Source organism: Streptomyces sp. NPDC002386 (genome assembly GCF_053593175.1).
This window is the reverse complement of record NZ_JBSFBX010000019.1, coordinates 34,820-56,269: the sequence shown is the minus strand read 5'-3', so window position 1 is coordinate 56,269 and position 21,450 is coordinate 34,820. Positions and strand designations below refer to the sequence as shown.

Here is a 21,450-nt window from a genome sequence, read left to right as displayed (position 1 = left end):
CAGGTCATGCGATCACACAATCTCGCTCGCTGTGTCGTGTCGGCGGGTGAGCGGTGACAGTCCAGCCGTGATCAGTGCGGACGTCACGAGGAGAGCTGGCGGCAGAAGGGCCCAGGTCCGGCCGGCGTGAAGCAGGAGGGCGCAGAGTGCTGCACCGGCGATGAGGGCGACCAAGCGGAGAGGCACCCATACGCCAGGACGGCCAGTGCCGATTCCCTTAACGATGTAGGAGGCCAGGGTGCCCGTGAGGTACGTGGTGGGGGCGGCAGCTTTGCCGGCTGCGACCATCGCCGTGGACTGAGCTCCCATGGCCAGCGCAGCGCCGAACTGCAGGACGTATCGGAGTCTGTTGTCCGGTTGCCCTTCAGTAAGTGCCCACGCTAGAGCGCCCAGGGCCAGCAGTATCGCCTCTGCCGTGAGAACGATCAGCACCCGGCGGCTCCATCGGGTGGTCGATGCTCCTGTCCTCCGGGTGTAGTGGGCGACGACCGCGGTGCCCGTTCCGAAACCGCTCAGTGCCAGCGACGCTGCGGTGATGTCAAGCGGCTCGCCGCGTCCGGCGGCCATGCCCAGCAGTGCGAGGTTGCTGGTCATGACTCCGGCGAAGACGTGACTGAGGCCAAGGAAGGAGACTGCTTCCACGCCGCCGGAGGCCGCGACAAGCAGCACGACGGCGAAGCGCAGCGCGCGGCCGGGCGCCGTCTTCAGTGGAGGCGCATTAGACGGGACGGTCGAGACCGGGTTTTCGTCGCTCATGGCCGCATACTCGTTGAGCAGGTCGGTCGCATGCTGGCCGTCAGTAAGGACCGGCAAGGCCGGTCAGCGGCTGCAGATGAGCGACTTCATATGGTGGATGGTCGTTCGCGGGTCCATCGGGCAGGGGGACGGCGCGGATACTGCCGGAGAGATCGGAGACGTAGGCGATGCCCGCCTCGCTGTCGATGGCGAGGCCGATCGCTTCTTGGAACTCGTGAGCCAGGATCTGGGGTGTTTCGCCCTGTTCTCCGGTCGCCGGTATGGGTGCCCGATTGAGTGTGTTGCCAGCCGGGGGTGCGCCGCGGTCCGTCCAGTACAGCCAGGCGCCGTCGCAGTGCAGGTCGATGGGCTCGGGCAATTCGCTCCAGAGTACTTCGATGTCGGTACGGTTATCGGGTCTTTCTCCGGGAGGAAGTTCGAGGCCGGACCTCAGGATCTGTCCCTGACCGCCCTTCGAAGGGCCCTTTTGCGTCCAGTACAGGTGTTTTCGGGCGGGGTCGACGGCGACGCCGACGCATTCGCCGAGAATGCCTGTCTCTCTTGAGGTCACCACTAGGTCGGACAGGCCGCTGCCGTCGGTATGGACCCGGCTGACTCGGTGGCCCTCGCGGTCTCCCCAGTAGAGCGTGCCCGCGCCGTCTGAAGTGAGTTGCTTACCAGTGGTGATCGCGCCGGGCGGCACAATGTCCCATTGGTCTCCACTGAAAGTGTTCAGGGCATGGATGCCGCCATTGCGCCGGGAGAAGTCTTGACCGGCCTCACCGGGGACGCCAGGGACGGAGACGGGAACGCCCATGGTGGTCCAGTAGACGGTGCCCGATTCCACAACGATACCGTCGGGGGCCGCTCCAGCCGTCTCAACTAGAGTGTGCGCCTCGCCGCCGGGGAGGCTGATACGGAGTATCTTTCCGGGGGCCACTTGGAGTGCTAGCAATTCCTTCCACACGGAGATCGTCCTTATCGATCGAGGAGAGACTGCGTCTCTGTCAGTGCTCCGGGGCGTCCGTGCTGGGTGGCTGCGGCCAGCCCAGGGGACCGAGGACGGCGCGTGTGCGGCCGTCCCGCAGGTCGACCAAGTGCTCGTAGGCGTTCTCGCCCGTGCCGTAGGCCTCTTCGACGGCGTCCAGGACCTCGCCCATCCGAGCCGGGTCCGGCTCGCCGACTTCGAATGTCATCTGGGAGCCGACGTGTGTCACGAGATGGCGCATGCCTCCAGGTCCGCCGCCCAGGGTTCCGCTCTGGAACGGCCCGATGGTCGCCCAGCGCAATCCCAGTGAGGCCCTCACCAGGTCGTCGAGGTCCGCTACGTCGATCACTCCCTGCTGAATCAGGTAGGCGGACTGGTCATCGAAGACCTTTTGCAGACGGTTGCCGATAAAGCCCGGAATCTCCTTTTTCAGTCGGATCGGCAGTTTGCCGAGCGAGCGATACACGTCGACCGCCCGCTCAAGGGTCTGCGGGGATGTCCGAGGCCCGGGCACTACTTCCACGAGCGGCATGAGTTCGGGCGGGTTGAACGGATGACCGATCACGATCCGGTCGGCTGCCGGGTTTCCGTCTGCGATGGCGGAGGGAAGCAGTGATGACGATGAGGAGGCCAGCACCACGTCGCTACGGCTGTGCGCAGCGAGAACCGCGAACAACTCCTCTTTCACCTCGATCCGCTCGGGTCCGGATTCCTGCACGAAGTCGGCCCCGTCGGCGGCGGCCGCAAGGTCGGCGCTCAGCGTGACGGGTAGTCCGCCGAGTTGGCGATCCACGATGTCTTTCAGATCCGGCCTAGGGTCGTTGATACGCACTTCCCATCCCGCTGTGTTGAAAAGGCGGGCCCAGGAGATTCCGATCACCCCGGCTCCGACGACTGTCACCACTGCCATAACAGACCACTCCACTTCAGGAAAGCAGGGGGCTCGCGCTCTTGCGCAGGAAGGTCAGCGCTCTGTGGTGCGCCATGTGGGTACGTCCGCCCCCATGGGGCTAAGAACGGTCGTGAAGTGCCCTTGGCGCAGGGACGAGAACTGCAGCTGGTCGGTCATCCCCTGATAGGTGCCGAGCGGAGTTCGGGCGGTGAACAGGTCGGGGTCGATCAGGGTGTGCTCCGGCGTGGAGCCTGCCGTGCTGTTCGCGAACTCGCGGTCGAACACTCCGAGGGACGTCAGCCACAGGCAGGTCTTCGTGAGCGAGACCCTGACCCGGTAGGAGCCTCCCTCGGCGGCTCGCCGTCTCAGGGCCGCCAACGTACCGATCGTTCCTAGCCAGCCGACGACGTTGTCGACAATGGGAAGCATCGGCGGTTGCCTCGGATGGTCCAGGGTTCCTTCGAGCGCGAAAATCCCCGACACGCACGCACCGATCTCGTCGAAGCCGGGCCGCAGCTTCCAGGGGCCCGCCGGGCCGTGCATCAACACCTCGGCCTGGATCAGTCCCGGATGGCGGGAGCACAGTTCGTCCGCCGCTAGGCCCTGCTGTGCCAGGTAGCCGGGGTGGCGGTTGGAGAAGAAGATGTCGGCCTCTGCGAGAAGCTGCTCAAGACGGAGTCGGTCCGGGCCGGACTCGTTCAGGTAGGCCGACCGCATGCCGACCTGGGTGTCCCAGTAGAAGGACTCGATCTCGACGTTGTCAGGCCGCCATATATTCAGTACGTCCGCACCAAAAGAGGCGAGGTCACGCCCGATCCCCGCACCCGCGATGACGTGCGCCATACCCAGCGCCCTGACCCCGTCAAGCGGTTGCCGTGCTCCCGTCGTGAACGGCACCGGCTCGCTGTCCGCGATCTTTTCGATATCGATCAGCGGGAGATCGGCGAGCACCTCGGTGTATTGCGGCTCGACGAGGAACTCCTCCAGGGAACGCACCTTGCCCATGACGATAGCCGCCTCCCCCGCAGCTTCCTCAAGCTCGTCCGCGTCCCACGTGGCGATGGCCGCGTTCACTGCCTCGGGCCTGTCCGGACAATTCAGCAGGTCGAGTGCCTTGCTGCGCAGGCCGGGATAGACATTCAGCGGCACGACGCTCCGCCCGTCCCTTGTGCGACGGAAGAACGGCATTTCGATGAACGGGTTGCGCTTATTCCATTTGTTCGACGGCGGACGCCCGTTGACCAGTTCCCATCTGCCGTCAGCGAATCCGGCGAACCGCCGGAAGGCCTTGCGGACATCGATTGTGATGTCTTGCGGCTTTCCGCCCCGGTCCCGCCAGATCGCCGACGCTGCCACCCCCTTGCCCGCCAGTGCCAGGGCGGCAGCAGACCCGAACCGGAACCGAGCCGGCACCAGAGGGTCGGCCCCCGCGATGATCGCCACCGCACCCCCGCAGTCATCCGCCACCAACGCTGCTCCATACAGGACTTCGTGCAGATGCGCCTCAAAATCGAAATCGTCCGAAGAGATCGGGTGCTCTACTGCACGGCGCAGGCGTTCGGTTAGATTCATTGCTGCACCTTCTCCCTGAAGATTCGGCTACGTACGGTCAGCGCGACCCCTTACGATGCCGCGAAGCAACGAGGGAGGGATCAGCCGCCCCTGCCGCACGCCGCCCAGGATCGTCGGCAGTGCGCTGGGCGCGGAAAGCAGACGTCCAACAATTCCCCTCAAGCAGTCACCTGCGAGGCGCGACTCCGCCCTTGTTGGTGAGGCAGCGAGTTGCAACATCATTCACCGAGCCCGCCCTCTGCGATCCCCGTTAGGAGCGAATGAAGGACAGTATGTCCGGATTAAGGACGTTCGGATGCACGGACAGCATGCCGTGCGGGTACCCCTCATAGCTCCTGAGCGTGCCGTGAGCTAGTAGATCTACGGACTTAGGGCCGGAATCGGCGTACGGCACGACCTGGTCGTCCGTCCCATGCATGACCAGTACCGGCACAGTGATCTTTTTTAGATCTTCCGTGAAGTCTGTTTCGGAGAATGCCTTTATGCATTCATAGTGCGCGTTGGCCGCACCCATCATCCCTTGAAGCCACCATCGATCGATCAGTCCCTGGGAGACTTCCGCCCCTGGCCGGTTGAAGCCGTAGAAGGGGCCGGTGGGCAAGTCGATGAAGAAGTCGGCCCTGTTTGCTGCGAGAGACGCACGGAATCCGTCGAAGACCTCGAGGGGGGTGCCTTCGGGGTTAGTATCCTTCTTGACCATGACCGGTGGGACAGCGGCGACTAGAACTGCCTTGGCTACGCGGCCCGGCTTAGCCTGCGCTACGTAACGTGCCACCTCGCCTCCGCCCGTTGAGTGCCCGACGTGCACCGCGTTCCGCAAGTCAAGCGCGTCGGTGAGTGCATTAACGTCAGCGACGTAGGTGTCCATGTCGTGGCCATGGGCCGGCTGGCTTGAGCGTCCATGCCCTCGTCTGTCATGAGCGATCACGCGGAAGCCCTCGGCGGAGAAGAAGAGCAGCTGAGCGTCCCAGTCATCGGAACTGAGTGGCCATCCGTGGTGGAAGACGACGGGCTGACGGTCCCGCGGCCCCCAGTCCTTGTAGAAGATGGTGGTGCCGTCGGGAGTAGTCACGGTGCTCATGTGGAGACCTCGCTGAGGTGGATGCAGCGACTGTTTCTAGACACGGCTCAAGGGCTGGATCGCGGGCGGATCCCGTTGAGGCCCGGCCGCCGCCGGCCGTGAGCCTTCCGCCGATGGGGGCCGCACAGGCCCGGCAGCACGTCCTGCTGACCCTTTTTCCACCTGCGCTCGCGCACCGGATGCACCACATAGCGCTCTTTTAACCGCACCACTGTGCCGTTCATGACTGGCGAGCGGCCGGGCACCTCTCCACGCCGGAACTACCGGCACCACGTCCTGGCCTGATGTCACACAGTGCCTGGCTCGGCAGCACAACGTGGCCATTGGGCGATAGTCAGGTGCCGGCAACGCAAGCTTGCCGCGGCCTCCTTGCAGTGGACCAGGGCAAGTGCCGGGCGTGCCAGCGCTGCTTTGCGAGGAGCCGAATCAGATCACTTTCCGCTGATGGGATCCGCGGGCAGTTCAGCCCACACGGTCTTGCCGTCTTCGTGATATCGCGTGCCCCAGTTTCGGGCGAGGCTGGTGATGATGAAGAGACCGCGACCCGTCTCATCGACCGTGCGAGCATGCCGCACGTGCGGTGCGCTCATAGCCGCGTCGCTGACTTCGCAGGTCAGAACCCTGTCAAGTATCAAGCGCAAGCTCAGAGGTGGTTCTCCGTAGCGAACAGCGTTGCCCACCAGCTCACTGACGAGCAGCTCAGCGGTGTAGGCGGTCTCATCGTCGATGTGCCAGCGCTTCATTTGGTGTCTGACGGTGTCACGGGCCATCGGTGCTGCTTCCGTGGCGGCGGGCAAGTCGCGCTCGAGCACGCTGTCCGGTGGCATCGGCTTCATCCGAGCCAGCAGCAGCAAGGCCTCATCATGGAAGTTCCCCCCATGCAGGGCATAGGTCATGGCGTCGCACAATTCCCTCAGGTCACGCCCGGTGCCGCGCTCCAGAACACCCCGCAAGAGGCCCGCCGGAGCCAGGGCCGGGTCTGTCAGCGATGACGTCCCCATGGCGAGGATGCTGCCATCAGGCAGAGGCATCGTCGCGGTGGCGAAGGGCGCGTCGTCCGAACCTGCCAGGAGCGGTCCCTCTGGAGTGGCGAGGAGGCGCGAGGAGCCGTGTGGGTCGACGAGCAAGGGTTCGGGGAGCCCGGCGCGAGCGATCGCGCAGGTAAGGCCGACGGGATCGTAGATGGCGATCACGCATCGGGCGGTCAGCGGTTCGTGTTGCAATGGATCCCCGACAGGGAGCCAGGCTCGCTCGGCGGCGAGGCGGACTACCGTGTCGTTCAGCCGTGCCATCAGTTCATCTGCGCCCAGGTCCAGCGCGGTGAGCGAGTAGAGCGCTGTGCGAAGTTGGCCCATGGCGGTCGTGGCGGCCATGCCCTGTCCGGCGACGTCTCCAACGATGAGCGCGGTCCTCGCGCTCGGCAGGGGGATGGCGTCGTACCATGCTCCTCCGCCTTTCGGCCCCGACAGGAACAGCGGCGAGATCTCCACCGTCGACAGGTCGGCGGGCCGCTGCGGAAGCGATCTGCGCTGTACTGTCGCCGCGATCGCTCGCTCGCGGGCGTAGCGGCGGGCGTTGTCGATGCACAGAGTCGTGTGAGCGCAGATTTCGCTCGCCAGTACGGTGTCGTCCTCGGCGAAGGGGTCTTCTCCCTCTTGCCGGTAGAAGCTGACCACGCCAAAAACCTCGCCGCGCAGCTCCAAGGGGACTATGAGGAGGGAGTGCACGGCGGAGAGGCGGATGGCCTCGGCACGTTGTGGGTCGGCGCAGAGCCAAGGGCTGGCCTCGTCGACGGGGACAAGGCGCGGCTGGAGGTCGGCGAGGACCCGGGTGAACGGGGTGCCATACGGCAGATGCCGGATGTCGCCGACTGGATGTGCCGACAGCTGTCCCCTGAAGGCGGCCCTGCGCAAGGGTAGTTGAGGATCCACAGGGGCCAGCGGAGGATCCTCACCGCGCACGACGGCATCGACCACCTCCACCACGACAATCCGGGTGAAGGCCGGTGCGACCGCGTCGACGAACTCTCGGCAGACGGCGATGACGTCCAGCCGCTGCCCCACCCGTTCACGGACAGCGCCGAGAATGTCCACCGCCCGGCGTGTCCGCTCCCGCTCCGTGACGTCCACGACAGAGGCCAGAAGCCCCAAGATCTCCCCGCCTTCGTTCTCCAGGCGCATCGTCGTCACGGAGTAGATGCGCCGCGTGCGCCCGCCTTCTGCTTCGCTGCGGATGAGTCGGTTCGTCACTGGCACCCCTGTGGCGAGGACCTCGTGCGCGGTCGCCTCCTCCGCGTCCGGATTTTCCAGATCGAAGACGTCAACGAAGCGTCTGCCGATCACACGCTCGAGGGGGGTTTCCCGCATGGCGGAAGCGCCCGTGCTCACGGTGACCACGCGCAACTGGTCGTCGAGCACGTGCAGACCGACGGCCTGCTGGGCGAAGGCAGCCTTGAGGACCGCGTAATCGGCCTGGGAGGGTGTGTTGTCCTCGCTGATAAGCACCTCGAATGTCGTGTGCTTGCCGCGGGATATGGGACGGATGCGCACGGAGGGCCAAGGAGCGGACCGAAAGCCACCTTCTTGACCCGGGCCGGCGGGGTCGGACAGGAGGGCGCCCACCACACGGCCAAGGGCATCCCCCGGTGATCGATGCAGGAGATCTTCGGCGAGCCGAGTCCACTCGACCACGTGACCACTCTCGTCGACACACATGAGAACGCCGCTGGGGGTCATGGGCACATACCTCCTGTGCAGTCCATGCCACAATGCATCGTCCCGGCGTGGTCCCACGGCTGCTCTTCCTGCCGCTGGGACGCCCAGGATGGCGGGGCCATGGGATTAGCGCGGACTCGATGCGCCTGCCGTCGCGAACACTTCGGCTTCGTGAATGCGCGCCTATCGCAGGTGGGCGCGTCTGGCTGGGCATCCGCCCGCTCCTGGCCAGCGCTGCACGTCAGCTCCGCGACGGAAGCTGCCACTGCTGCAGGGGATGCATGCGCCTACCTCCCGAGTCAGGCTTTCATGCGCGGTCCGCGGCCAGGCCGACCATGGTCGTGGGGTCGACGATCCGGTCGAAGTCCTCTGCACTGACGTATCCGGTGGCCAGCGCGGCTTCACGGAGGGTGGTCCCTTCATTGTTGGCCTTGTGTGCGATGGCGGACGCCTTGTCGTAGCCGATCGCCGGCGAGAGCGCGGTCACCAGCATGAGCGACCGCTCCACGTACTCTCCGACCCGGTCGTGGTCGAGTTCGACACCCTCCATGCAGAACTCCCGGAACTTCTCGCAGGCGTCGGCGAGGATGCCCGTCATGTGCAGGAAGTTGTTGATGATGACCGGACGCATGGCGTTCAGTTCGAAGTTGCCCTGCGAGCCCGCGAAGGCGATGGCCTGATCCTCCGAGAGGACCTGGATACACACCATCACCATGGCTTCGCACTGAGTCGGGTTGACTTTGCCGGGCATGATCGAGGAGCCCGGCTCATTGGCTGGCAGGACCAGTTCGCCAAGGCCGCAACGGGGCCCGGACGCCAGCCAGCGAATGTCGTTGGCGATCTTCATCAGAGGCACGGCCAGCGCGCGCACGCCGGCGGATGCTCCCACCATGGCGTCGAGTCCGCCCTGGGCGGCGAACTTGTTCCGCGCGGTGACGAAGGAGTAACCGGTGCTGCGGGCGATTTCGTCCGCGACCTGGTCGGCGAAGCCTTCCGGCGCGTTCAGGCCGGTGCCAACCGCGGTGCCGCCCATGGCGATCTCCAGCAGTCCCTCGGCGGCCCGTTCCGCACGGTGACATGCCTGCTCCAACTGGGTTGCGTAGCCGGACCATTCCTCGCCCACGGTGAGGGGTACGGCATCTTCCAGGTGGGTGCGGCCGATCTTCACGACGTCGCGCCAGCGCTCTGCCTTCTGGGCGATGGTCTGCTGGAGCGCTCGCACGCTCGGTAGCAGGCCCTCGTGAACCGCCCTGACCGCGGCGATGTGCATAGCGGTGGGGAAGGTGTCATTCGAGGACTGCCCCATGTTGACGTGATCGTTGGGATGCACCGGCGTCTTGCTGCCGAGCTCGCCGCCCACGAGTTGGATCGCGCGGTTGCTGATGACCTCGTTGGTGTTCATGTTGGACTGCGTACCCGAGCCCGTCTGCCAGACGTAGAGCGGGAAGTGGTCGTCCAGGTCACCTGTGATGACCTCGTCCGCCACCCGCTCGATGAGACCGGCCTTCCAGGCCGGCATCCGCCCAGCGCGGCCATTGACGATGGCTGCAGCCCGCTTTACCTGGCCGTAGGCGTGGTAAACGGCCTTCGGCATGTGGTCGTCGCCGATGGAGAAGTGGATCAGGGAACGCTGGGTCTGGGCACCCCAGTAGCGGTCCGCAGGCACGTCGACAGCGCCCATGGAGTCCGTCTCACGGCGCGTGCCACCGGCCACCAGCCCGATGGGCACGTCGTGTATCTCCGGCTCGGTGCCGTTGCTGTCACGCGAGGTCATGGGCTTACCCCCTCCGCGTGTGAGTAATCGGGCTCCCACATCCGGTCGCGAACGGCGCGTGCCGGGTCGGTGGGGCGATGTGTGGCGACGCCCTCGGCCATGGCCGCCTCCACGACGGCGGTCGCGGTGCGGGCGGACGACTCCCACAGGTCCTCGACCGGCGGCAGCAGTGCGGCACCGGGTGCGGAAGGATCGACCTGATCGGCTACCGCCTGGGCGGCTGCGCGCAGCATGCCATCGGTCACCCGCTCCGCTCCTGCGACAATGGTGCCGAGACCGAGCCCCGGATAGAGCAGGGCGTTGTTGGCCTGGCCGATGCGGTAGTGGACACCCTGGTACTCGACGGGGTCGACCGGGATGCCCGTCGCGACCAGGGCCTTGCCGCCGGTCCAGGAGATGATGTCGGCGGGCATGGCCTCGATCTGCGAGGTCGGGTTGGACAGTGGCAGGACGATCGGGCGCTCAGTGCCGGCGGCCATCGCTTCTATGACGTCCCGGGTGAAGGCACCGGATACGGTGGAGGTCCCCAGCAGGATGGTGGGCGCGACCCGGCGCACCGTCTCCAGCAGGGAGATGCCGTCGTCATCCCCGGCCCAGCCGTCTATTTCGGAAGGGTCGCGGGCGTAGCGCCGCTGGAAGTCGCGCAGGTCGGTCATGTCACTGGTGAGCAGGCCCTGTCGGTCGATCAGCCAGATCCGGGAGACGGCGTCCTCCTGGCCGGCACCGTCGCGGACCATGGCATCGCGAAGCTGGTCGGCGATCCCCACTCCGGCGGAGCCGGAACCGAAGACCACCAGCTTCTGCTCGCGCATCGGAACGCCGCTCACCTTCACGGCGGAGAGGGCGGCGGCCAGGCTGATGGCCCCGGTCCCCTGAACGTCGTCATTGAAGATGCGATACCGATCGCGATACTTCTCCAGGATGCGGCGGGCGTTGCTCGGACCGAAGTCCTCGAAGTGCAGGAGGGCGCTGGGGAAGCGGGCGGAGGCGGTGCGTAGATACTGCTCGATGAAGGCGTCGTACTTCGCGCCGCGCACGCGCGGGAAGCGGTTGCCCAGATAGAGCGGGTCCTGTAGCAGCGACTCGCGGTCCGTGCCGACGTCCAGGGAAACGGCGATCACTCGGCTCGGGTCGATGCCGGCGGCGGCGGTGTAGACGGCCAGCTTCCCGACGGCAATCTGCACGCCGCCCACGCCCCAGTCACCGATGCCGAGAATCTCCTCGGCGTCCGAGCAGACGATCAGGTCGACGTCACCGGGGGCGAAACCAAGGGTGTCGAACGCTCGGTCCATGTCTTCGGGACGGTCGATGGACAGGAACAGTCCGCGCGGGCTTCGGTACTCGTTGGAGTACTGCTCGATGGCCTCACCGACCGTGGGGTCGTAGACGATGGGCAGCAATTCGGCCAGGTGGTCGCGAAGGACCTTGAAGTAAAGGGTTTCGTTCCTGTCGTGCAGTTCCTCCAGGTAGACATTCTTGGCGAGATTGTCGCCTTGAGCCTCCATCTGCCAGAACGCGCGGCCGGCCTGCTGCTCCAGGGTGAGTACCGCGGCGGGCAGGCGGCCGGTCAGGCCGAGCGCGTCGCGTTCGTCCTGGGTGAACGCCACGCCGTGATTGAGGAGCGGGTTCGTCAAGACGTCAGGGATGGTCGGTGTGGTATCGCTGTTGTGTGCCATGGGGGACTCCTTGTCTGACTGCCGACGAGTCCAGGAACTAGTGGGCCATCCGCACCACACCAGCCGACGAGGCAGTCCGTGTTAGGAGGTGAATCAAGCCGCTCAGGATGCAGAGGGCGCCAGGGAACCCAGCGACCATCCTTAGGGTCGAGGCAAGGTTCCCGCCAAGCACCCCTCCGCAGACCAGGAGCGGTCCCGAAGTCACTGGAAACCAGGCTCGGCCGGCCGTTGGTCGACATCGCGGTGATGTGGGTGCCTTGGGCGTCGAAGGGACGTGGATTGGCGAAGCCAGAGCAGCCGAGGGTGAGGAGGATGTCGCCAGACACGCCGGCGCCGTACTGGTGACGGATGTGAGCTTGTGGTCTTCCGGGTACTCGTCGTGAGCCTTCATGTCTGATCCTTTCGGAGCCAAGACCCAGCCCCTCATCAGGACGACGGCGACCGTTTACAAAACCACTGGCAATCGTTCTTCGGCGTCAAGGCCTCTATCGGTTGCGCACGGCCACGAGCCGTTCCGGTGATCTGTGCCGAGCAGGCGGAAGATCGACATCCGTCTAAGGATCTGCCACAGCCTTGCTTACATCGCGCTTTTTCGCGTGCCGGCTACTGACGTCAAAATCCTCGCCTGGTGTCCTGCCATCCCTGCCATTCAGGTACCGCCAACAGGCCCGCACCGACCTCAACGGCGGCCTCATCCTGCTAGCCGACCAGGACCGGACGCACCGTCGCCAGTGCCCTGCCGCCATAAGGGGGGCATGTCCTTCAGCCCACAGCATCCCGCCTCCTCGCCGAGCGACCTCTCGGGTGCGGTCGCCGAGGACCTCGCGCCAAAGCGGGATGCCCCTCACACGGTCACCAGGTCAGCGAGCCTCGGCTCGACCCCTCAAGCACCACGGCAGGACGCAGCACGGTCAGAGAGTCTTCCCGGCAAGCGACCACATCGCGAAGGAGAACCTGTCCACCTCCAGGCACAGGTCGACATCGTCGGGATGAACACCCTGATGTCCGCGTCGCACGCCATCGGCGAGGTCAGCAGCTGCCCGAGAAGTTCGCGCACGGTCGAGATGTGGGGCCACCTCGGCATCGCCTTCAGCGAGATGCTGACCGACGTATTCGGCGCAGGCCAGGTCCTCGGCGGCCCTGCCATCGTCGCCGGTGACCACGAACGTCACCGGCCCGGAACCATCAGCCTTCAAAAACAGCACTGTCGCGCCGGCCACTACGGAAACTCGCGCACAAGACGAGTGGCGCGCTCGCGACGGCCGGCGCGCCGACGGTTCCGGCCGTCGTCTTCTGCACCACCGTGCGGCCGGTCAGATTGAGCGGCCCGATCAGACCGGGTGAGTTCACCGTGTCGAAGCCTGCCGCCGGGGCACCGTCCTTCAGAGCCAGCCAACCGGGACGGCTCTCCTTCAGGGCCAGTGCCTCACCATCGGACGAGGCCAGGACGATCTTCTCGGCACCACGCGAGAACGCCCAGGCGGCGACGGTGAAGGCCCGCATCATGTCGACCACGACCGTATTGCGCAGAACACCGGTCAGCTCTGGAATCCCGACGAAACGATGATCCATCTCGCCACTCTCACCGAGACCCGCATCCCACCCGCCATCGGACTCTCCAACGCCCGTTACCGAGTCTTGGGACACGGCGGTGCCGCTGTTCGACATCGACATCCGCACCTCCGCTGATCACGAACTGCCTCCGTAACCAGTCGACAAACGCGGTTTCCAGAGATCAACGAAGCCAACGTGACGGTTGCGAGTGCTCAGCAGGTGCAGGGCGTCGCTGCCTAGAAGCCAGGCGGCGCCGTACCCGAGCAGGGCTCCGGCCGTGTTTCCCAGGACAGCAACGAGCAGTCCGACCGTCAGGCCGAAGAGATTGCCGGCGACAGCGCTCAGTGCGGGCTTGGGAATGAAGACGCACTCCCTCCGGGGCGTACATGCCGATGAAAGCGAGTGTGGTGGGGCTGCCTCCTTTTGTCTTGTCACTCGGGGTGAGCAGGCGGGCCGGTGCTGTCAAGATCAGCACGACCGCGGTGCCCGCCATAACCACTGCCAGAAGTCCCAGCCTTACGCCTGCCGTGGCGCAGGTGGTGTGCACGGTTTCTTCCTGCGCCGGGCTGGGGCGCACTTCAGGAGCGGTCGAGACGTGTGATGCCCGCGACGGTCTTCTGCCCTACCTCGACCGCGGCCTCGACGCCCTCGGGGAGGTAGATGTCGACGCGCGAGCCGAAGCGGATCAGTCCGATGCGGTCCCCCTGTTCCACCTTGGTCCCCTGGGGGATGTACGGCACGATGCGCCGGGCGACGGTGCCCGCGATCTGGACCATCTCGATGTCGCCGAGCTCGGTGTCGAAGTGCCAGACGACGCGCTCGTTGTTCTCGCTCTCCTTATTGAACGCCGGGACGTAGCCGCCCGGGACGTGCTCGACCGAGGTCACCGTGCCGGCCAGCGGCGCACGGTTGACGTGCACGTTGAGCGGGCTCATGAAGATGGCGACCCGGGTCCGCCCGTCCTTCCACGGCATGATGCTCTGCACCACGCCGTCGGCAGGGGAGATAACCCGGCCCTGAGCGATCTCGCGATCGGGGTCGCGGAAGAACCACAGCATGCCGGCCGCGAGCGCGGTGGTCGGCACTGCGATGGCCCGGGCGCGCTTCGAACGGGGGGCGCGGACCAGACTGGCGATCGCCGTGGCCACGGTCGGCGCAAGCCAGGGCGAGGAACCGCGGGCGAGGCGAGCAGAGGAAGAAACAGGCATGCGTACTCCAGACAACAGCTCTACGAGGGGCCTTTCCTTTCCATGCTGGCAGGCATCACTGGCCCGGCAGTGCCACCACAAGGTGAAAGCGAACCCCACGCGAAGGATGATCAACAGGCGTCAGGTCATCCCTCAAGCCGATAACGACGTACGTCAGCGGCGGTACGACGATGATCACGGCGATGAACGACCACATACTTCACTCGCTGGGCGCGGACGGCCGCTGCCGTCCCAGGTCCCTGGCCCCGTTCCCACCGACGTTGCCACGATCAGCAGCCTCGCGTACCGATCGGGGGCGTGCCGCGGTTAGCCGACGGGAACCTGCCGCCGCACGCTTCCTCTACCTGCAGTAGAGGGACGCGATAGAGTAAACGATATGGCAGCAGACGAGACGAGCATCAAGGTGAGTACGGCCGCGCGGGACCGGCTCGCCCAGCTGGCGGCCGAGCACGGCACCACGATCCGCAGCCTGGTGGAGAACCTCGCGCAGAGCACGCCGACGCAGGCCGAGTATGCCGAGCGGGCCGAACTGGCCCGCGCCGAGCTCGCCTCCGCCCTCGGCAGCGCGCCGAGCCCGGAGGCGGAGGCGAAGGCGAAGGCCCTGCTGGAGCGTCTGGGCGGCGCCGCGCACGGTCCGCGGGCGGCCGCGTAGTGGCGGGAATCGCGGTCGTCCTGGACCACACGACCGCAGGAGCGCTGTACGACCCGAAGGACCCGTTCAACGAGGCCGTCGCCGCGTTCTACGTCCAGGCCTCCGGCGGACTCGGCGACCTCTACGCGCCGGTGCTCTCCTTGACGGCCGGCGACACCGAACGGCCCGGCCTGCTCGGCTACATCAAGGGGCTGCGGTTCATCCGGATCGAGGCGTTCGACACCGACGCCGCGGTCACCGCCACCGAACTCCTGCGGTTCGGGCACTCCTGGGCCGCCGTCCACGCCATCCACTCCGCCCGCCCCTCCCCCGCCCACCCCACCGGGCGTTACCTCCTCACCCTCACACCCAAGGCCTACGCCGGCACCGGCATCCGAGCCGTCCACCCCAACCTGTAACCGTCGACCGACCCGGCAAAAGCGCCCTTTGCGGCGGTGTGCATGTCGAGGCCGTGGGTGAGGCCGTCGCCGGCCAGGTACTCGAACTTGAGGAGTGCTGGTCGAACGGGAGTCACCTGAACTCCCAGCCCGAGCGGTCCCTCCCCGCCGTCGTGACCTCCGCGTCCATCACATCGAGCGGCAGCATGACTGCGCGCACCGGGTGGACGTCAGGTCGCCGAGGTGCCAGACCGCGCGGCGAGGCCAGAGCGCCCACAGGTACGACGCCTGGCCTACCGCGATCACCAGCGTCCTCGCAGCAGTGCGCAGCTTGTCACCCGAGCGGTGGGAGGCGAGGACGTCCGCAATGGCCAACCGGCGGCGACTGTGAAAATCGCTGTCCGATCACCGGAGCACGGTGATAGACATCCGGCGTGGAAGAGAATCTTGAGTTTCCAGACCTGTTGCGACTGATCGATGAACGGTCGACCGCTTTCCGCGCCGCGGTCGCCGCCGCGCCCGGTCTCGAAGCCCAGGTGCCGACCTGCCCTGGGTGGACGCTGTTCGATCTGGTGAAGCACCTGGGCGGGGGAGACCGCTTCTGGGCCGCCATCGTCGGCGCGGGGCCCGCCGACGCGCCCCCGGCCGAGGCCGTCGCCGCGCGCGCCGCGCTGGAAGTGCCGCAGGAGCGTGAGGCCCTGCTGGCCTGGCTGGACGCGTCGACGCAGCTTCTGCTGGGCGCCCTGCGCGCGGCGGGACCGGAGAGCGGTTGCTGGACGTGGTGGCCCGCGTCGCAGTCACCGCAGACCGCCGGCGGCACCGCCCGGCACCGGGTCCAGGAGACCGCGGTGCACACCTACGACGCCCAGCTCGCCGGGGGCGCACCGCAGCCGCTGCCGGTCGAGCTGGCACTCGACGGTGTGGAGGAGTTCCTGTTCACCGTCTGCGCAACGCCGAGTGCCTGGCCGCACAAGCCCACGGCCTTCGACTTCCACGCCGCCGAGGGCCGCTCCTGGCGTCTCACCGTCGACGGCGACGGCGCACGTACCACCCGCCTCCCCGCGCCCACCGCCGCGACCGGTGAGGACTCGGACGCAGCCGGCGCCTCCGTCCATGGCACGGCCAGTGAGCTGGTCCTCTACCTGTACGACCGGATCCAGGCCGACTCCTTGCACGTTGACGGAGACGCAGGGCTGCTCGACCTGCTTCGCGCCTGGGAGCCGGAGGAGAAGTAGGACGTAGCGGGGTTTGTTGGCCGCGCCTCGAGCCGGTAGGACACGATTGTCGTAGTTAGCGGGCCCCATCCAGCCGGCCGTGGCCAGGGCGTCGGCGCCGCGGGGTGCGGAGACGAGTCCGAGGCGTGCGTGCGGATTCTGCGTCAGGAAAGCTCGCGCGTACTGCTCGGCGATCTCATCGGCATGCGGCGAGGGTGTCAGCGTGGGTCCTCGGCCGGGCGAGGCCTGGCCGAAGGGGGCGGTGACGGCCAGGCGTTCGTCGGCGGTGAGCTGGTCGTCATCTTCGTCGACGGTGCTGTAGTCCTGCCACCAGCGGGCAAGTAGGTCCTCGGCACTGTGGGTCTGCAGGCGAGGACATACGCTCGGGCCATAGTTCGCCACAGCCCCAGGGGCGGAAGTCCGCGTGATGCGGGTCCAAGGCGTCGAGCAGGAGAGACCAGAGCCCTGAGGTGGGGTGTTCGGCCCGCAGCCTCGGCCCCAGATCGGCTGCCGCGGAGGCATCGCTCAGCCACAGTGGCTGTAGGTCGCCGCCGCCTTCGTCCGAGGTGATCATATGGCCGGGCGGCAGTGCGATTTCTCCGCGACATGCGTGCACCCGCGCCTACCAATCATGCCGGGAGCAGCCCTCGCCGACGCGACCCTGCTTCCCGGGTCCCATGAGCCTCACGCCCGCGGACCAGGCGGCCGGCGACCAAGTGGCGGACGACCGTGCTCCTAACCGACACCCCGCTGCCCGGCCACGGCGACGTCCCGGCCGCCGACCTGCAGGCGTACCGGTAGCCCGGCCGCCCGGCGGCCACCCCGCGCAGAGGAGCCCCGCCGGGCCTGGCTCACCGCTTCCGGCGCCAGACGCAGCCCTTCACCATAAGCACGGCCGCCACCACGGCGGTCGCGGCCGCCGCGCCCGGCTGTTCCTGGGCGAGCTGGGCCGACTGCACCAGGGCGAGGCCGTACAGCGCCACCCGGTCACCGGTGGGCCGCCGGGCAAACAGGTCCGGCTCCTTCGGTTCCTCGGAGCTGGTGATCTTCAGATGTCCCGCCACTATGGGGGACCTCCTCGTTTCGCTGGGTTGGGCGGCACGCGGAGACTTCAGAGGTCGCCCCGGCCGTGGGGCGCCCCCGTCTCCATGCCCGCGGCCGGTTCGGCTGCTGGCGGAGCAGATGATGCCCGCAGGTCACGCGCCCCTCGGAGCGGCCGCAACTCGCCGCGGACACCGGATCGCAGCGTGCCGAAGAACCCCGCGTGGCGCGATCTCCACGACCGGCGGCTAGCCCTCTGAGCTGGGGGAACACCCGCCACAGCGGGCGTAATTGAACGGCTGGAGCGCGCACGTCGGTACGCGTCGATGCTGTCGGCTAGTGGTCCGGCCGGTGGCCTGCAGCAACGTCACCCTCGAGACGCACGCCTGTGCTGCGCGGGGAGATGGCATCTCGATCTCCGATCACGGACGTCTTCCCGCTTGAGGGATTCACCCGATCGGGGGCAGCCCCCACCGGCCCGCTGCCTGCCAACGCGGCGCGGCCTCTACCGGAGGGTCAGCGATGGCGGCGGTCGGTCACCGGACGATCTCCTCGGCGCTGGACCGGTCCGCGCCTGCTGTTCGGTCCCCTCCACACGCAGCTTCGCCCTACTCAAGTAGCCGTAGATGTCGAGAGCGTTCGAAGATGCGCGTCCTTGTTCGGCTCTTCGTCTCGGCAGCAGGGCAAAACCGGGGCCGCTCACGGCCAGGACGACGGCGTTGACGGCCGGCCCGCCGCCAGGGGCAGGGCGCAGGCCGGTGCGTCGGCCGGGGCCCGTATCCGGGCCGGGGCGCCCGCTTCCGGAGCGGCGCTGCCGCGGCGGGCCCGGCCGGGTTCGAGGCGCCCGGACGGCTGTCCGCGCCGTCACGAGGCCGGTGCCGGGCAGGCACGCCGGAAGAGCCGTACTTGCGCCCCAACGGCGGGGAGCGCGACCGTGCTCACCCAGGCCCGCCGGGCGGACGGCCGCCGGGACCGCCGCAGCGGTGCCGCCTCGTCGGTCCCAGCGCCAACGGTCCGCCTTCGCCGTCCAGGTGGTGCCACCGCGCGGACCCCGGCCCGTCCAGCGCCCCGGCCGCGGGTCAGGGAAGCAGGACGGCCTTGCCGTTGTTGCGGTGGGCCTCCAGATCTGCGTGGGCCTGTGGGGCCTGCGCGAGGGGGTAGGTGCGCCAGACCGGCACGTCGATCCCGCCGGCGGCGGCCAGGTCCGCCAGCTCCCGCAGGGACTGTCCGGCCTGGTCACCGCCGGCACTGAAGCGGACCCCGTGCCGGGCGGCGGACATGTCGGCGATCGTGATGACCCGCGCGCTGTCACCGGTCAGAGCGACGGAGTCGGCGAGCACCCCGGCGCCGGAGGCGTCCAGGACGAAGTCAACGCCCTGGGGGGCGGCGGCCCGTACTCGCTCGGGCCAGCCGTCGCCGTAGCGGACCGCGGTGGATCCCAGCGCGGTGACGCGCTCGATGTCGCGTTCACCAGCCGTTCCGACGACGGTGATGCCCCGGGCAGTGGCCAGTTGCACCGCGACGGTACCGACACTGCCGCCGGCGCCGTGGACGAGCAGGGTCTGCCCCGGCTGCACCCCCAGCTGCGCAAGGACACGGGAGGCGGTCCGGGCGACCGTGACCAGCGAGGCGGCCGCCTCCCACGACAGGGATCCGGGCTTGGCGACCGGCCCGTCGAGCAAGGCGTACTCGCCGTAGCTGCCGCCTACGGCGGATCCCAGAACCTCCTCCCCCACGACCACGCCAGCGCCCTCGCCGACCGCGTCGACGACACCGGCGGCATCGAGGCCGGGGGTCACGGGGAAGCGGGCCGGGGCGGTGCCGGCCATCAGACCGGCGCGGATCTTCAGGTCGAGGGGGTTGACGGAGGCGGCCCGCACGCGGATGCGGGCCTGGCCCGGGCCGGGCTCCGGCACGGTGACCTCCGACAACCGCAGTACCTCGGGCGCGCCGTACTCGGAGAATGTGATCGCTTTGGACATCGGGAACTCCCTGGTCGAAGCAGTTTCGGGAAGGGACGGCCCTAGACGCCGTAACCCACTGTGCGGCCACGGCGGCGGGGCCGCAGCAGCTAGGCGGTGAGGGCGGGGTAGTCGGTGTAGCCGCGGTGGTCGCCGCCGTAGAAGGTGGCCTGGTCGGGGGTGTTGAACGGGCCGCCGTCGGCCAGGCGGCGGGGCAGGTCGGGGTTGGCCAGGAACAGTGCCCCGTAGGCGATCATGTCCGCGCCAACGTCGTCGAGCAGCGTCAGCGCGTCGGGGCCGGTGACGTCGGGGTGGGTGAAGGGGTTGAGGACGAACGTGCCGGCCCAGGCCTTGCGCAGCCGCAGGGTCAGGTCCCGGTCCGGGCCCTCCATAAGGTGCAGGTAGGCCAGGTCCAAGTCGGCGAGCCGGTCCAGCAGGGCGGGATACACCTCGCCCGGGGCGTCTTCGGCGATGTCGTTGTAGGGGTTCGCGGGTGAGATCCGCAGGCCCACCCGGTGGCCGCCGATCGCCTCGGCCACGGCCGTGACGACCTCCGCGGCGAAACGGATCCGGCCCTCGGTGGTGGCGCCCCAGTTGTCGGTACGCCGGTTGGTGTTGGGCGCGAGGAACTGGTGGATGAGGTAGCCGTTGGCGCCGTGGATCTCCACGCCGTCGAACCCGGCCTCGATGGCGTTGCGGGCCGCGGCGGCGAAGTCGGCGATCGTGCGGTGGATGTCCGCCTCGCTCAGTTCCTTCGGGGTGACGTAGTCCTTCGGGCCCTCGTGGGTGAAGACTTGGCCCCGGGCGGCCACCGCCGAGGGGGCCACCGGCACCAGGCCGTCGGGCAGCAGGCTCGGGTGACCGATCCGGCCGGTGTGCATCAGCTGGGCGAAGATCACCCCGCCTTCGCGGTGCACGGCGTCGGTCACGGCCCTCCAGGCCCGCACCTGCCCGCTCGTGTGCAGGCCGGGGGTGTCGGGGTAGCCCTGGCCGACCGGCGAGGGCTGCACGCCCTCGGTGACGATCAGCCCGGCGCCGGCGCGCTGCGCGTAGTACGTCGCCATCAGATCGGTCGGCTCGGCACCGGGGCCGAAGGCGCGACTGCGGGTCATCGGCGCCATCACGATGCGGTTGGCCAGGCGCTTGCCGCCCATGTCGATCGGATCGAAAGCAGTGGTCATGGCCTCTTCCTCATATCTTCCATCTCCGGGGTCTCCGGGTTTACCTGTCCGAACAAGTAAATCACCTGTCCGAACAGGTAAATCTCACGGATGCATTCCCGGAGGGGTGAGTGACGGCCGTCACGTGCTCTGACGTGGATGTCTTCCCGATGCGGCGCGGGCGGGCCCGCAGGGGGCGACCGGACGATAGGGTGAAGCTGATCGGGCAGGAAAGTGAGGAAGAGATGGCGCAGTCCGCACCGGAAGCCGGTTCCGGAGGGGGTCTCGCGGGGGCGGGACAGGAGGCCACCGTCCCGGTGCCGTCCGCGGCCGGCAGCGGCCCGATCAGTCACGCGATCTTCCGCCTGGCACGCCTGCACCGCATGTTCGCGGGGCAGCTGCTGCGCCGTATCGGCCTTCATCCGGGTCAGGAACTGGTCATGATGCACCTGTGGGAGCTCGGCCCCCAGCGTCAGGCCGACCTGGTGCGCCTGATGGACTCCGACGCCGCCACCATGACTCGCACCGTCCGGCGCCTGGAGCAGGCCGGCTTCGTGCGCCGCCGCCCCTGCGCCACCGACAGACGCGCCTCCCTAATCGAACCCACCGCGGCCAGCCACGCCCTGCGCCGCGAGGTCGAACAGGTCTGGGCCCAGCTCGAGGACCTCGTCGCCGCGGACCTCGACGCCCGTGGACGGGCCGATGCCCTTCACACGCTGGAACGCCTGGAGTACAACCTCGTACGGGCCACCGCCGACCCCGCGGCCTGCCCCACCGTCACGCAGAGCCGCCCGGCGGGGTGACAAACCGCGCGCCCACCAGGACTCCTGCGGGCGCGGGCACGCAGGCAG

The 21,450-nt window shown here is 67.8% G+C and carries 17 protein-coding genes and 1 pseudogene; 4 read left to right on the top strand and 14 right to left on the bottom strand.

All coding sequences use genetic code 11. From position 1 onward, the window contains the following. Positions 1–12: 12 nt before the first annotated feature. The 10 genes and pseudogenes from ACWCPN_RS30765 to ACWCPN_RS30720 all read right to left on the bottom strand — a co-directional run bounded on the left by ACWCPN_RS30765 (position 13) and on the right by ACWCPN_RS30720 (position 14,194). Entirely contained in the window at positions 13–756 is a 744-nt protein-coding gene (locus tag ACWCPN_RS30765) for a DUF1275 family protein (RefSeq protein WP_451212763.1), read from the bottom strand. A 40-nt stretch (positions 757–796) separates the two neighbouring features. After that, a complete protein-coding gene (locus ACWCPN_RS30760; protein ID WP_451212760.1) occupies positions 797–1,702 on the bottom strand; it encodes a hypothetical protein in 906 nt (301 codons plus the stop codon). A 40-nt stretch (positions 1,703–1,742) separates the two neighbouring features. Beyond that, positions 1,743–2,633 (bottom strand): 3-hydroxyacyl-CoA dehydrogenase NAD-binding domain-containing protein, encoded by an 891-nt coding sequence (locus ACWCPN_RS30755; protein ID WP_451212757.1) that lies wholly within the window; start codon positions 2,631–2,633, stop codon positions 1,743–1,745. Positions 2,634–2,687: 54 nt separating this feature from the next. After that, positions 2,688–4,187, bottom strand: coding sequence for a CoA transferase (locus tag ACWCPN_RS30750; protein ID WP_451212754.1), 1,500 nt, complete (start codon positions 4,185–4,187; stop codon positions 2,688–2,690). 250 nt (positions 4,188–4,437) lie between these two features. Next, the gene (locus tag ACWCPN_RS30745; RefSeq protein WP_451212751.1) at positions 4,438–5,268 is read right to left on the bottom strand and encodes an alpha/beta fold hydrolase; all 831 of its coding nucleotides are present in this window, start codon (positions 5,266–5,268) and stop codon (positions 4,438–4,440) included. 431 nt (positions 5,269–5,699) lie between these two features. Continuing rightward, positions 5,700–7,817 carry a SpoIIE family protein phosphatase gene (locus tag ACWCPN_RS30740; protein WP_451212748.1) on the bottom strand — a complete coding sequence of 706 codons (2,118 nt, stop codon included), beginning with the start codon at positions 7,815–7,817 and terminating at the stop codon, positions 5,700–5,702. Positions 7,818–8,289: 472 nt separating this feature from the next. After that, on the bottom strand, positions 8,290–9,756 hold the full coding sequence (fumC, locus tag ACWCPN_RS30735) for a class II fumarate hydratase (RefSeq protein WP_451212745.1): 1,467 nt from the start codon (positions 9,754–9,756) through the stop codon (positions 8,290–8,292). Continuing rightward, on the bottom strand, positions 9,753–11,432 hold the full coding sequence (locus ACWCPN_RS30730) for an NAD-dependent malic enzyme (protein ID WP_451212742.1): 1,680 nt from the start codon (positions 11,430–11,432) through the stop codon (positions 9,753–9,755). The genes fumC and ACWCPN_RS30730 overlap by 4 nt, the downstream gene beginning before the upstream one ends. 852 nt (positions 11,433–12,284) lie before the next feature. Further along, positions 12,285–13,004 (bottom strand): annotated as a pseudogene (locus ACWCPN_RS30725) (2-phosphosulfolactate phosphatase). A 560-nt stretch (positions 13,005–13,564) separates the two neighbouring features. Then, positions 13,565–14,194 carry a phosphatidylserine decarboxylase gene (locus tag ACWCPN_RS30720; RefSeq protein WP_451212739.1) on the bottom strand — a complete coding sequence of 210 codons (630 nt, stop codon included), beginning with the start codon at positions 14,192–14,194 and terminating at the stop codon, positions 13,565–13,567. Positions 14,195–14,570: 376 nt separating this feature from the next. Here ACWCPN_RS30720 and ACWCPN_RS30715 point away from each other — a divergent pair, with 376 nt between their 5' ends. Both ACWCPN_RS30715 and ACWCPN_RS30710 read left to right on the top strand, forming a co-directional pair. Continuing rightward, positions 14,571–14,846 carry a hypothetical protein gene (locus ACWCPN_RS30715; protein ID WP_451212736.1) on the top strand — a complete coding sequence of 92 codons (276 nt, stop codon included), beginning with the start codon at positions 14,571–14,573 and terminating at the stop codon, positions 14,844–14,846. Then, entirely contained in the window at positions 14,846–15,244 is a 399-nt protein-coding gene (locus ACWCPN_RS30710; protein ID WP_451212733.1) for a hypothetical protein, read from the top strand. The genes ACWCPN_RS30715 and ACWCPN_RS30710 overlap by 1 nt, the downstream gene beginning before the upstream one ends. Positions 15,245–15,412: 168 nt before the next feature. Here the strand turns inward: ACWCPN_RS30710 and ACWCPN_RS30705 are convergent, their stop codons facing one another. Beyond that, entirely contained in the window at positions 15,413–15,598 is a 186-nt protein-coding gene (locus tag ACWCPN_RS30705; protein WP_451212730.1) for a hypothetical protein, read from the bottom strand. A gap of 59 nt (positions 15,599–15,657) precedes the next feature. Between ACWCPN_RS30705 and ACWCPN_RS30700 the strand changes: the two genes are divergently transcribed. Then, positions 15,658–16,458, top strand: coding sequence for a maleylpyruvate isomerase family mycothiol-dependent enzyme (locus ACWCPN_RS30700; protein ID WP_451212727.1), 801 nt, complete (start codon positions 15,658–15,660; stop codon positions 16,456–16,458). A gap of 830 nt (positions 16,459–17,288) precedes the next feature. Here ACWCPN_RS30700 and ACWCPN_RS30695 read toward each other — a convergent pair. From ACWCPN_RS30695 to ACWCPN_RS30685, 3 genes are all read right to left on the bottom strand, one after another. Beyond that, the gene (locus ACWCPN_RS30695; RefSeq protein ID WP_451212724.1) at positions 17,289–17,501 is read right to left on the bottom strand and encodes a hypothetical protein; all 213 of its coding nucleotides are present in this window, start codon (positions 17,499–17,501) and stop codon (positions 17,289–17,291) included. Positions 17,502–18,557: 1,056 nt separating this feature from the next. Next, positions 18,558–19,460: an NADP-dependent oxidoreductase gene (locus tag ACWCPN_RS30690; RefSeq protein ID WP_451212721.1), complete on the bottom strand. Its 903-nt coding sequence runs from the start codon at positions 19,458–19,460 to the stop codon at positions 18,558–18,560. An 89-nt stretch (positions 19,461–19,549) separates the two neighbouring features. Further along, entirely contained in the window at positions 19,550–20,620 is a 1,071-nt protein-coding gene (locus ACWCPN_RS30685) for an alkene reductase (RefSeq protein ID WP_451212718.1), read from the bottom strand. A 224-nt stretch (positions 20,621–20,844) separates the two neighbouring features. Between ACWCPN_RS30685 and ACWCPN_RS30680 the strand changes: the two genes are divergently transcribed. Next, positions 20,845–21,402 carry a MarR family winged helix-turn-helix transcriptional regulator gene (locus ACWCPN_RS30680; RefSeq protein WP_451212715.1) on the top strand — a complete coding sequence of 186 codons (558 nt, stop codon included), beginning with the start codon at positions 20,845–20,847 and terminating at the stop codon, positions 21,400–21,402. The last annotated feature ends 48 nt before the right edge of the window (positions 21,403–21,450 follow it).